Source organism: Pseudomonas syringae CC1557 (assembly GCF_000452705.1).
Lineage (GTDB): Bacteria > Pseudomonadota > Gammaproteobacteria > Pseudomonadales > Pseudomonadaceae > Aquipseudomonas > Aquipseudomonas syringae_F.
Map to the genome: position 1 here is coordinate 653,084 of NZ_CP007014.1, position 11,865 is coordinate 664,948.

General features: G+C 57.3%; 13 protein-coding genes. 8 read left to right on the forward strand and 5 right to left on the reverse strand.

Annotated features, from left to right (window positions below):
- The first annotated feature begins 101 nt into the window (after positions 1–101).
- The 6 genes from rpsM to bfr all read left to right on the forward strand — a co-directional run bounded on the left by rpsM (position 102) and on the right by bfr (position 3,695).
- Positions 102–458: a 30S ribosomal protein S13 gene (gene rpsM, locus N018_RS03105; protein WP_002555467.1), complete on the forward strand. Its 357-nt coding sequence runs from the start codon at positions 102–104 to the stop codon at positions 456–458.
- Between the two features lie 30 nt (positions 459–488).
- Positions 489–878: a 30S ribosomal protein S11 gene (gene rpsK, locus N018_RS03110; protein WP_002555466.1), complete on the forward strand. Its 390-nt coding sequence runs from the start codon at positions 489–491 to the stop codon at positions 876–878.
- A gap of 18 nt (positions 879–896) precedes the next feature.
- Positions 897–1,517: a 30S ribosomal protein S4 gene (gene rpsD, locus N018_RS03115; protein ID WP_002555465.1), complete on the forward strand. Its 621-nt coding sequence runs from the start codon at positions 897–899 to the stop codon at positions 1,515–1,517.
- 22 nt (positions 1,518–1,539) lie between these two features.
- Entirely contained in the window at positions 1,540–2,541 is a 1,002-nt protein-coding gene (locus N018_RS03120; RefSeq protein WP_003176403.1) for a DNA-directed RNA polymerase subunit alpha, read from the forward strand.
- Positions 2,542–2,582: 41 nt separating this feature from the next.
- Complete coding sequence (gene rplQ, locus N018_RS03125; RefSeq protein WP_024646120.1) at positions 2,583–2,969, forward strand: 50S ribosomal protein L17; 387 nt, start codon at positions 2,583–2,585, stop codon at positions 2,967–2,969.
- Between the two features lie 261 nt (positions 2,970–3,230).
- On the forward strand, positions 3,231–3,695 hold the full coding sequence (bfr, locus tag N018_RS03130) for a bacterioferritin (RefSeq protein WP_002555461.1): 465 nt from the start codon (positions 3,231–3,233) through the stop codon (positions 3,693–3,695).
- Between the two features lie 93 nt (positions 3,696–3,788).
- On the opposite strand, the gene uvrA is transcribed toward bfr, so the two are convergent.
- A complete protein-coding gene (gene uvrA, locus N018_RS03135) occupies positions 3,789–6,623 on the reverse strand; it encodes an excinuclease ABC subunit UvrA (RefSeq protein ID WP_025388813.1) in 2,835 nt (944 codons plus the stop codon).
- A gap of 129 nt (positions 6,624–6,752) precedes the next feature.
- Here uvrA and N018_RS03140 point away from each other — a divergent pair, with 129 nt between their 5' ends.
- Positions 6,753–8,147, forward strand: a complete 1,395-nt coding sequence (locus N018_RS03140) for an MFS transporter (RefSeq protein ID WP_024646122.1) — start codon at positions 6,753–6,755, stop codon at positions 8,145–8,147.
- 9 nt (positions 8,148–8,156) lie between these two features.
- Positions 8,157–8,726: a single-stranded DNA-binding protein gene (locus N018_RS03145; RefSeq protein ID WP_024646123.1), complete on the forward strand. Its 570-nt coding sequence runs from the start codon at positions 8,157–8,159 to the stop codon at positions 8,724–8,726.
- A gap of 134 nt (positions 8,727–8,860) precedes the next feature.
- Here the strand turns inward: N018_RS03145 and N018_RS03150 are convergent, their stop codons facing one another.
- The 4 genes from N018_RS03150 to N018_RS03165 all read right to left on the reverse strand — a co-directional run bounded on the left by N018_RS03150 (position 8,861) and on the right by N018_RS03165 (position 11,865).
- Positions 8,861–9,160 carry a hypothetical protein gene (locus tag N018_RS03150; protein WP_025388814.1) on the reverse strand — a complete coding sequence of 100 codons (300 nt, stop codon included), beginning with the start codon at positions 9,158–9,160 and terminating at the stop codon, positions 8,861–8,863.
- 97 nt (positions 9,161–9,257) lie between these two features.
- Entirely contained in the window at positions 9,258–10,364 is a 1,107-nt protein-coding gene (locus N018_RS03155; RefSeq protein ID WP_025388815.1) for an endo-1,4-beta-xylanase, read from the reverse strand.
- Positions 10,364–11,107, reverse strand: coding sequence for an inositol monophosphatase family protein (locus N018_RS03160; protein ID WP_025388816.1), 744 nt, complete (start codon positions 11,105–11,107; stop codon positions 10,364–10,366). The genes N018_RS03155 and N018_RS03160 overlap by 1 nt, the downstream gene beginning before the upstream one ends.
- Entirely contained in the window at positions 11,104–11,865 is a 762-nt protein-coding gene (locus N018_RS03165; RefSeq protein WP_025388817.1) for a glycerophosphoryl diester phosphodiesterase, read from the reverse strand. Before N018_RS03165 ends, N018_RS03160 begins: the two co-directional genes overlap by 4 nt.

An 11,865-nucleotide genomic window follows, 5' to 3' on the forward strand; every position in this document is an offset into this window, starting at 1 on the left:
GTGCGCTGCTGGGTTGATTATTTGTTACTACAGCGATATTATCTCGCGCCCTATTTCTTGGCTTCCGGGGCGTAGGTAGCTGTCAATTGGAGTCCCACTGAATGGCCCGTATTGCAGGCGTTAACATTCCAGATAACAAGCATACTGTTATCTCGCTGACCTACATCTATGGTGTTGGTCGCACCACTGCACAGAAAATTTGTGCAACCACCGGGGTTAACCCGGCGGTGAAAATCAAAGATCTGAGCGACGAGCAGATTGAACAGCTGCGTGGCGAAGTGGCGAAGTTCACCACTGAAGGTGACCTGCGTCGCGAAATCAACATGAAAATCAAGCGCTTGATGGACTTGGGCTGCTACCGCGGTCTGCGTCATCGTCGTGGTCTTCCAGTGCGCGGTCAGCGTACCAAGACCAACGCGCGTACTCGCAAAGGTCCGCGTAAGCCGATCCGCAAGTAATCGCTCCAGCGCAACGACAGGAATTTAGTCATGGCAAAACCTGCTGCTCGTCCTCGTAAAAAAGTTAAAAAGACAGTGGTTGATGGCATCGCCCACATCCACGCGTCGTTTAACAACACAATCGTCACCATCACCGATCGTCAAGGTAACGCTCTTTCGTGGGCAACCTCCGGCGGTTCGGGTTTCCGTGGTTCACGCAAGTCCACCCCGTTTGCTGCTCAAGTAGCTGCTGAACGTGCTGGTCAAGCTGCGCTGGAGTACGGTCTGAAGAACCTCGACGTCAATGTCAAGGGTCCAGGCCCAGGTCGTGAATCCGCTGTCCGTGCATTGAACGGCTGTGGCTATAAGATCGCCAGCATCACCGACGTGACGCCAATCCCGCACAACGGGTGCCGTCCGCCGAAGAAGCGCCGCGTGTAATCCAGGAGACTGTAAGAAATGGCTCGTTACATTGGTCCAAAATGCAAACTTGCTCGTCGTGAAGGCACCGATCTCTTTTTGAAGAGCGGCGTTCGCGCTATCGAATCCAAGTGCAACATCGAAGCAGCTCCAGGCATCCACGGCCAACGCCGCGGTCGCCAGTCCGATTACGGTACTCAGCTGCGTGAAAAGCAAAAAGTCCGTCGTATCTACGGCGTTCTCGAGCGTCAGTTCAGCGGCTACTATAAAGAAGCCGCCGGCAAGAAAGGTGCAACAGGCGAGAACCTGCTGCAACTGCTCGAATGCCGTCTGGACAACGTTGTATACCGTATGGGCTTCGGCTCTACTCGTGCAGAATCCCGTCAATTGGTTTCGCACAAGTCGGTTAGCGTAAACGGCAAAACCGTTAACGTTCCTTCTTATCAGGTTCGTGCTGGCGACGTCGTTGCTATCCGCGAAAAGGCTAAGAACCAGCTGCGTATTGTTCAGGCTCTCGATCTGTGTGCCCAACGTGGCCGCGTAGAATGGGTAGAAGTAGACACTGAGAAGAAATCGGGCGTTTTCAAGAACGTACCAGCTCGCAGTGATCTGTCCGCCGACATCAACGAAAGCCTGATTGTCGAGCTCTACTCCAAGTAAGGGCTAGAAAATAGGTGCATCCATGCAGATTTCGGTAAATGAGTTCCTGACACCCCGCCATATTGATGTGCAGGTTGTCAGTCCAACCCGCGCCAAGATCACACTCGAGCCTCTCGAGCGTGGTTTCGGCCATACCCTGGGCAACGCGCTTCGCCGCATTTTGTTGTCCTCAATGCCCGGCTGTGCAGTAGTCGAGGCCGAGATTGACGGTGTACTCCATGAGTACAGCGCCATCGAAGGTGTACAGGAAGACGTCATTGAAATCCTGTTGAACCTTAAAGGTCTGGCTATCAAGCTGCACGGTCGAGACGAAGTTACGCTGACCTTGTCGAAGAAGGGTTCGGGGGTGGTTACCGCTGCCGATATTCAGCTGGATCATGATGTCGAGATCGTTAACCCCGATCACGTAATCGCTAACCTGGCGTCTAACGGCGCCTTGAACATGAAGCTCACCGTAGCTCGTGGTCGTGGTTATGAGCCGGCAGACTCGCGTCAAAGCGATGAAGATGAAAGCCGCAGCATTGGTCGCTTGCAGCTCGATTCTTCGTTCAGCCCGGTTCGCCGTATCGCATACGTGGTGGAAAACGCCCGTGTCGAGCAGCGTACTAACCTGGACAAGCTGGTTATTGATCTGGAAACCAACGGTACTCTGGACCCTGAAGAGGCAATCCGTCGCGCTGCAACCATCCTGCAACAGCAGTTGGCTGCGTTCGTGGACCTCAAAGGCGACAGCGAACCAGTGGTAATCGAACAGGAAGACGAGATCGATCCGATCCTGCTTCGTCCGGTTGACGATTTGGAACTGACCGTGCGTTCGGCCAACTGCCTTAAGGCGGAGAACATCTACTACATCGGTGACCTGATTCAGCGCACCGAAGTAGAGTTGTTGAAGACTCCGAACCTGGGCAAGAAATCCTTGACCGAGATCAAGGACGTTCTGGCTTCTCGTGGTCTGTCCCTCGGCATGCGCCTCGACAACTGGCCGCCGGCAAGTCTTAAGAAGGACGACAAGGCTACGGCCTGATCGTCGTAATCACCGAACGCGAGTTTGGTAAGGAATGAACCATGCGTCATCGTAAAAGTGGACGTCACCTGAGCCGTACCAGCTCTCACCGTAAAGCCATGTTTCAAAACATGGCGGTGTCGCTGTTCGAGCACGAGCTGATCAAAACTACCCTGCCGAAAGCCAAGGAACTGCGCCGCGTTGCCGAGCCGCTGATCACCCTGGCCAAGGAAGACAGCGTTGCCAACCGTCGTCTGGCTTTCGACCGTACTCGTTCGAAAGAAATCGTCGGCAAACTGTTCAACGATCTGGGCAAACGCTATGCAACCCGTCAGGGCGGCTACCTGCGTATCCTCAAGTGCGGTTTCCGCACTGGCGACAACGCGCCAATGGCGTACGTCGAGTTGGTTGATCGTCCTATCGGTGGCTCTGTAGAAGCCGCTGAATAAGACATCAGTTTGAACAAAGAACCGGGCCTAGGCCCGGTTTTTTGTTGTCTGCGATTTGGGGTGCTGCCCTCGACCTTGATCAGTGAGCGCTTGAATCGTTGGGCTGAGTCGAAGTGAGAAACAGAACCGCCCTCATTTAGCCGGTTTTTCGCTTCTGAACGGCGTAATATCGCTGCTTTTCGTCTATTTATTGCGTTTTTCCCAGTGACCTCGCGCATCGCTTGGTTCAAACTAGCGCCTTTAAAGCAGGAGTTCGTTGCGATGCAAGGCCACCCGGAAGTAATCGATTATCTCAACACGTTGCTCACGGGCGAATTGGCAGCTCGTGACCAATATTTCGTTCACTCGCGTATGTACGAAGACTGGGGTTTTTCCAAGCTCTATGAGCGTATCAATCACGAGATGGAAGAAGAAGCACAACACGCTGATGCGCTGATGCGTCGTATCCTGATGCTGGAAGGCACGCCACGCATGCGCCCGGATGATCTGGACGTCGGCACCACAGTGCCTGAGATGCTCGCCAGCGATCTTCGTCTCGAATACAAAGTCCGTGCTGCTCTGTGCAAGGGTATCGAGCTCTGTGAGCTGCACGGCGACTACGTGACTCGCGAGATCCTGCGCGTTCAGTTGGCCGACACTGAAGAAGATCACACTTACTGGCTGGAACAGCAGATGGGTCTGATCAAGTCCATCGGTCTGCAGAATTACCTGCAATCGCAGTTCTGATTCAGCGCCCATAAAAAAGCTCCTGCACGTGCGTGACAGGAGCTTTTTTGTGTCCGGGCCTGACCGAAGCCGGGCCGGCCCTCAGCGCATCAGTTACGTTTTGTCTCTGAGCAACAGCGGCTTGAGGTAGTGCCCGGTATAAGACTGCTTCATCTCGGCGACCTGTTCAGGTGTACCTGTTGCGATGATCTGCCCACCTCTCGATCCGCCTTCCGGCCCAAGGTCGACCAGCCAGTCCGCCGTCTTAATCACATCCAGGTTGTGCTCGATCACCACCACCGTGTTGCCGTGGTCGCGCAGACGATGCAGAACATCCAGCAATTGCTGAATATCGGCAAAGTGCAGGCCGGTAGTCGGCTCGTCGAGGATGTACAGCGTTTTGCCTGTATCGCGCTTGGACAGCTCACGGGACAACTTGACGCGCTGCGCCTCGCCACCTGACAAGGTAGTCGCTGACTGCCCCAGCTTGATGTAGGACAGCCCCACATCCATCAGGGTTTGCAGTTTGCGCGCCAATGCGGGAACAGCGTCGAAGAACTCGCGTGCTTCCTCGATCGTCATCTCCAGCACTTCATGGATGTTCTTGCCCTTGTACTTGACCTCAAGCGTCTCGCGGTTGTAACGCTTGCTCTTGCACACGTCGCATGGCACGTAGATGTCCGGCAGAAAGTGCATCTCTACCTTGATCAGGCCGTCGCCCTGACACGCCTCGCAGCGGCCGCCCTTGACGTTGAACGAGAACCGGCCCGGCCCATAGCCCCGCGAGCGAGACTCCGGCACACCGGCAAACAGTTCGCGAATCGGCGTGAACAGCCCGGTATAGGTCGCCGGGTTAGAACGTGGCGTACGACCGATAGGGCTCTGGTCGATGTCCACGACCTTGTCCAGATGCTGCAGGCCGTTGATGCTGTCGTGAGTCGCGGCCTCGAGCGTCGTCGCCCCGTTCAACGCAGTGGCGCTCAGCGGGAACAGCGTGTTGTTGATCAGCGTCGACTTGCCGGAGCCGGAAACACCCGTCACACAAGTCAGCAGACCAATCGGAATCTCGAGGTTCACGTTCTGCAGGTTGTTGCCACGCGCGCCCTTGAGGGTCAGCGACAGCTTCTTGTTACGAGGCGTACGCTTGGCTGGCACAGCGATTTTCACGCGGCCTGACAAGTATTTGCCGGTCAGCGAGTCAGGATGCGCCATTACTTCGTCCGGCGTACCTTCTGCAACGATATGGCCGCCATGCACACCGGCACCCGGACCAATGTCGACCACGTAGTCGGCCAGACGAATAGCGTCCTCATCGTGCTCGACCACAATCACCGTATTGCCGATATCGCGCAGGTGCTTGAGTGTGCCCAGCAAGCGATCGTTATCGCGCTGGTGCAAGCCGATCGACGGCTCATCGAGGATGTACATCACCCCGACCAGGCCTGCACCGATCTGGCTGGCCAGACGAATACGCTGGGCTTCGCCGCCTGAGAGGGTATCGGCACTGCGATCCAGAGTCAGGTAATCCAAACCGACGTTGACCAGAAATTGCAGACGCTCGCGAATTTCCTTGAGGATCTTGTCGGCAATCTCGCCGCGTCGCCCGGTCAGCTTCAGTGTGTCGAAATACTGTGTGGCATCGCCAATCGGTAGATTGGTCACCGCAGGCAGGGTCTTTTCACCTACCCACACATGACGCGCCTCGCGACGCAAGCGCGTGCCGCGGCAGTCAGGGCAGGGCTGTGTACCCAGAAACTTGGCCAGCTCTTCGCGCACGGTCGCTGATTCTGTTTCCCGATAGCGACGCTCCAGATTCGGCACGATGCCTTCGAAGGGGTGCGCACGCTTGACGATATCGCCGCGATCATTCAGATAGCGGAAGTCGACACTCTGCGAGCCACTGCCGTTGAGCAGGATCTTCTGCATATCGGTCGGAATTTCTTTGAACGGCACCTCAAGGCTAAAGCCGTAGTGCTTGGACAACGAACCCAGCATCTGGAAGTAATAGACGTTACGCCTGTCCCAGCCACGTATTGCGCCCTCGGCCAGGGTCAGCTCGGCATTCACCAGGCGCTTGATGTCGAAGAACTGCTTGACGCCCAGGCCATCGCAGGTAGGGCATGCGCCAGCCGGGTTGTTGAAGGAGAACAGCTTCGGTTCCAGCTCGCTGATCGCATGGCCACAGATCGGACAGGCGAAGCGTGCGGAGAAGATCACTTCCTCGCCTGGCTCGTCGTCCATTGGGGCAACCAAAGCGATGCCGTCTGCCAGCTTCAGCGCCGTTTCAAACGATTCCGCCAGACGCTGTTGCAGGTCTGCGCGAACCTTGAAACGGTCCACCACCACATCGATGGAATGCTTCTTCTGCTTGTCCAGCTTCGGCAGCTCATCCAGCTCGCACAGCTTGCCGTTGACTCGTGCCCGGACAAAGCCCTGGGCACGCAGCTCTTCGAAGACCGAAAGGTGTTCACCTTTGCGCTCACGGATGACCGGGGCCAGCAGCATCAACTTGCTGCCTTCAGGCTGAGTCAGCACCAGGTCAACCATCTGGCTGACCGTCTGGGCTTCCAGCGGGATATCATGGTCCGGGCAGCGGGGCTGTCCAACCCGCGCATAGAGCAGGCGCAGGTAGTCGTAAATTTCGGTAATAGTCCCCACGGTCGAGCGTGGGTTGTGCGACGTGGACTTCTGCTCGATGGAAATCGCAGGCGACAAACCTTCAATCGTGTCGACGTCCGGTTTTTCCATCATCGACAGAAACTGCCGGGCATAGGCCGACAGCGACTCGACGTAGCGGCGTTGCCCTTCGGCATACAGCGTATCGAAAGCCAGCGAAGACTTGCCTGAGCCGGAGAGCCCGGTGATAACGATCAGTTTGTCGCGGGGAAGTGTCAGGTCAATATTTTTCAGGTTGTGGGTTCGTGCCCCACGTATCAGGATCTTGTCCACTGCGGCCTCGCTTGGCGGGCATAAACGACGGAGTATACGGCTCCGAGCCATCACGCGGCAAAGCGTCGCGTATGTGCTGTACAACGATGGGACTGGTAGAATCGCCGCCGGTTCACACGAGGTTATTCCATGCACGATACCCACAGCGAACGTATGAGTAGCGGCGAGACCCGCGCAGCAGGCGGACTGGCCCTGGTGTTCGCGTTCCGCATGCTTGGCATGTTCATGGTTTTGCCGGTTCTGGCAACCTATGGCATGGACCTGGCGGGCGCGAGTCCTGCACTGATCGGTCTGGCAATCGGCGCGTACGGCCTGACACAGGCGGTACTGCAGATCCCGTTCGGCATATTGTCCGACCGGATCGGCCGGCGACCGATCATTTATTTCGGGCTGATCATCTTTGCGATCGGCAGCGTGGTTGCAGCCAACGCTGACTCGATCTGGGGGATTATCGCCGGGCGCGTCCTGCAAGGCGCCGGGGCCATTTCCGCTGCGGTCATGGCCTTGCTCTCCGACCTGACCCGCGAACAACATCGCACCAAGGCAATGGCCACGATCGGCATGACCATCGGTCTGTCGTTCGCCATCGCCATGGTCGTCGGCCCGGTGATAACCGGCGCATTCGGATTGTCAGGCCTGTTCCTGGCAACCGGGGGTATGGCGCTTTTCGGGATTCTCATCGTCGCCTTTGTGGTGCCCAAGGCCAACGGCCCATTGCTGCATCGAGAGTCCGGCGTTGCCAAACAGGCACTGAGTGCGACCTTGCGTCATCCGGACCTTCTGCGTCTGGATTTGGGTATCTTCGTGTTGCACGCGATGCTTATGTCGAGCTTCGTGGCATTGCCACTGGCACTGGTCGAAAAAGCCGGTCTGCCCAAGGAAGAACACTGGTGGGTCTACCTGACCGCCTTGCTGATTTCATTCTTCGCGATGATCCCGTTCATCATTTACGGCGAGAAGAAACGTCAAATGAAGCGGGTTCTGCTCGGCGCCGTCACCGTTTTAATGCTGGCTGAGCTATTCTTCTGGGCATTCGGCGATACGTTGCGGGCACTGGTCATCGGAACAGTGGTATTCTTCACCGCATTTAATTTGTTGGAAGCGTCCTTGCCGTCGCTGATCAGCAAGGTTTCACCGGCTGGCGGAAAAGGCACGGCGATGGGGGTATATTCCACCAGCCAGTTTCTTGGATCAGCCGCAGGTGGGATACTGGGCGGCTGGTTGTTCCAGCACGGCGGGCTCAATGTGGTGTTCCTTGGCGGTGCAGCCATGGCCGCCGTCTGGCTCGCCTTCGCAGTGACCATGCGAGAGCCGCCTTACGTGACCAGCCTACGTCTGCCGTTGTCGCCGCAGGCGCAGCGTGAAGCAGGCCTGGCTGCGCGTTTGATGTCCGTAGCCGGCGTGACAGATGCAGTGGTGGTTCCTGAAGAGGCGGCCATCTACATAAAACTCGACACAAAATTATTGGATCGCGCCTCTCTCGAGAAGCTGGTCAATCCAGCATCAGAAGCGTGCGAAGCCTAGGAGAACGTTATGGCCCGTGGGGTTAACAAAGTCATATTGGTCGGTACATGCGGCCAGGATCCCGAAGTTCGCTACTTGCCTAACGGTAACGCCGTGACCAACCTGAGTCTGGCAACCAGCGAACAATGGACTGACAAGCAGACCGGCCAGAAAGTCGAGAAGACCGAATGGCACCGTGTTTCGATGTTCGGCAAGGTTGCCGAAATCGCCGGCGAATACCTGCGCAAGGGTTCGCAGGTCTATATCGAAGGCAAGCTGCAGACCCGCGAGTGGGAAAAAGACGGCATCAAGCGCTACACCACTGAAATCGTCGTCGACATGCAAGGCACCATGCAACTGCTGGGCGGCCGTCCACAGGGCGACGCTCAACAAGGTCAGGGCGGTGGTGGCAACTACAACCAGTCCGCACCTCGTCCACAGCAGTCGCGTCCACAGCAATCGGCGCCGCAGCAGTCCGCCCCTCAGCAGAACTACAACCAGCAGCCGCCACAACAACGCGACTCGCGCCCAGCGCCGCAACAACAAGCGCCGCAGCCAGCTGCTGATTTTGATAGCTTTGATGACGATATTCCGTTCTAGGATATAGCTCGGAGTCAACGCGTAAAGTTTCACCCTGAAGGCCCCAATGCAGAAACGCTTGGGGCTTTTTGTATGCCTGGAAAAAGCAGGATATGCACCGTGCCGATCACGTGGGGGATGTAAAACCAGAATGATTACTGATGAGTGTCCACATTCTCAGCCGGATAAAACTCTCCCTCTCTCCCCTGTTGCTCCAGCCGTTCGCGCACGATTACCTCTACGCTGGCCACCGCGGCCTTATCGTCGGGGTTGACCAGTTGCAAGCACAGGCGCCGGACATTCTGATCGTGAGTGCCCTCGCTGAGCATGTCGTGGGTGAAGACCTGTTCGCCACGCCACAGGCATAGCTGGGTATGAGTCCCGCCGAGCCATATCTCGTTGATCGGTCCAAGGTCAGTGGCTGCCAGTTGGTCCACGGTGATTGTCTTGTCCATTGCGCTGTACCTTTTCAGTGAGTCGATACAGGTCTGACGTACAGGCGTAGCGTGTCGTTCCCGGCTTCGACTGTTCAACAGCGCCAACGGTGGCCGATCAATCAGAAACAGTGGACGCTCTCTCAAGGCAGTGCTCAACCACCCAACTCGCAGGCTTCACCTCACCTCGCGGCCCGAAAACCAATGCACGTTGCGCCAGTGGCCCTCGGGTAGACGTAGCTCCGGCGATGTGCGGGCTGTCCCAAACACCCCACGTAATAACGGTAGATACCGAGCGCGTGGCAAGCACCACGTCGAGATACCGCTTATAAGTCGATGCAACCGATCCATCACGATCTGCGATAGTCCCCGTCAGGCGGCTGTCGTCGACGTCCAGTTCTGTGATGTGGACCGATAAGCCCATATCCCGCACGGCCAGGATAAAGTGCGACAGGCCTGGACCAAATATGTCGCCTGCACGCAGATGCGACTGGATGCCGAGACCCTGTACCGGAATGCCCCGCTGCTTGAGCCCATGCAGCATGGCGAGCACGGCTGCGCGTCGGCTTTCTCCGTAGTGGGTATCTTTTTCCAGCCCGTAGTCGTTGTAGCAGAGCAGGGCGTTCGGATCAGCCTTGTGTGCTGCTTGAAAGGCGATATCCAGATAGCGAGGCCCGAGCATCTGATACCAGAATGAATTGCGTAGCCCGTCAGTCTGACCGTCTTCAATCTGGATGGCTTCATTGACGACATCCCACGCGCTGATGAGACCGTGATAATGACTGGCGACGGTACTGATGTGCGCAGTCAGCACTGCTTCGGCGTTCGCTGGTGTGACTGTCCGATATACCCAGTCGGGTAAGGAGCGGTGCCAGCAGAATGTGTGCCCGCGCATGCGTTGGTCGTGCGCTTTCGCAAAGGCTGCGATTGTGTCGGCAGGTGCGAAATCATAACGGTCTGGCTCGGGATGGACCGTCTGCCATTTCAAAGCGTTTTCGGGCACCACAATGCCGGCCTGAGAGGCAACCAGGTCGCCATAGGCCGCATCGTTATTCAGCTTTACCGGATCGACAGCAAAGCCGAATCGGATGCCTTTTTCGGCTGCAAGCTGCCGCAGCGTCGTAAAGGTTTCAGACGCCGCCAACAGCCTGCTGTTCACGAAGGGCGCGCAAGCCAGCAGGCGGAGGAATGCAGTCAGAAAACTGCGTCGACCTGTCGGGCGCATTACGCACCAAAAATCCCCATCAATTCCTCACCCCCAACCATCACCGTCATCGATCCTTGCTTCTGCTCACCCTCAATCTCACACAACAACCCGGCTTCTCGACAAATCACTGCACCGGCGGCGATATCCCACAGGCTGGTGAATTTCTCCATGTAGCCGTCCGTCTGACCCAGCGCGGCGAATGCCAGGCCGATCGTGGCGCAGCGGTAGCCGGCGAGGCCCCAGCCTTGTTGGCGCAGGCTCAGTTGCAGTTTGCCCAGCTCTTCGGCGTCCCAGCGGGTGTTTTCACCGATGCCGGCGATGCGCAGGTGTTCTGGCGGTTGCGGGCGTACGAAGGGGACGCCGTTGCGCAGCAAGCCATCGCCAGTGCGGGCTGCGAGTGTGTAACCCAATGCCGGGTAGGCGACGACGCCGATTTCGGGCACGCCTGCCGACATGTAAGCGACGGCGATGCCCCACAGCGGGGTGCCGCGCAGGTAATTGCCGGTACCGTCGATAGGGTCAATGACCCAGCCGTCGGTGATAAATTCTCCGCCCATTTCTTCTCCGAGAATGGCGTCGTCGGGGAAGTGTTTGCTCAGTTCTGCACGCAGCAGTTGTTCAACTTCAAAGTCGGCACGGGAGACGAGGTCTTGCGCGCTTTTGGTGGTGATGTCGAGGGTGTGACGGTCATTGAAATACGCCATAGCCAGGCCAGTGGCGTTTTCTACGGCTTGCATGGCGACGCTGAGTCGGTTGTTCATTGTAGGCAGCCTCCGTTTGGCAGGGTCAACAGGTCCGGGTAATCGCTGAGAATCGATTGCGCGCCGTTTTCAAGCAGGTAGCGCGCGCGTTTCGGGCTGTTGATGGTAGCCACGGCGAATTCGACGCCGCTGCTTTTCAGGCGAACAAGGTGATGGTCATCGAGCATGTCGTCAAGTACATGAAGTATCTGGCAGTCATATTCGGCGAGCAGGGCGACTGGATCAGCAGGTGCGACTATCGAGGCCATTGCGAGCGGTACATCGGCCCACAATCGGCGTGCGGCGGTGAGTGAACGCACTGAGAAACTGGAAACATATAACCTGTCGTTATCGGCTGGCCACAGGTGTCTGAGGATTGGCATGACGACTTCTGCTGTCTCGATGTCGTCGCCTATGGTCGGCTTGAGTTCGACCTGCAGCCCGAGGTTCAAACGCAAGGCGCAGGCCACGATTTCTTCGAACGTGGGGATTTGCAGGCCAGCGAATTCAGGTGCGAACCAACTGCCTGCGTCCAGTCTGCGAATCGCATCCAGATCATGCAGCACCACCGCGCCGCGGCCGTTGCTGGTTCGGTCCAGCAGGTCGTCATGAATGACAACGGGCTGACCATCGCGAGTCAGTTTCACATCAATCTCGACCCACTCGGCACCGCATTCGGCAGCTTTTTCGAGGGCCAGCAGCGTGTTTTCCGGGACATAGGCCTTGGCACCGCGATGAGCGATCAGCGGTGAGCGGACGATGGGGGATTGTTTAGGCAT